Consider the following 278-nt stretch of genomic DNA (forward strand, 5'->3'; position numbering starts at 1 on the left):
CCGCGATTAAAGCCCGTCATTTCACCGACAGCCGCCACAATCGAATTGCCAGTCACTTCACGCAGGAAGTTCACCTTGTCGCTACCCAAATCCAACTGAACAGAATCCGCCTTCTCGTCCTGCATGATGATGCGGGTCAGGCGCGTGCCGAACCATGACTTCCCGCAATTCTGTGTGCCGAAGAGGGACAGCACAACTGGCGCGACACATCCAGGCTGCATGACACGCATGTAAAGCGACTGCCAGAAGTAGCGCGAGAGGGCGCGGACAAACGGGGT

General features: G+C 57.2%; 1 protein-coding gene. It reads right to left on the reverse strand.

Annotated elements, in window-relative coordinates; translation table 11 throughout:
- On the reverse strand, window positions 1–278 hold a 278-nt coding region (locus tag SCA31_RS23090), incomplete at both ends, for a VapE domain-containing protein (protein ID WP_410699366.1).

It is taken from the genome of Chryseobacterium sp. SIMBA_028, assembly GCF_046535285.1.
Classification (GTDB): domain Bacteria; phylum Bacteroidota; class Bacteroidia; order Flavobacteriales; family Weeksellaceae; genus Chryseobacterium.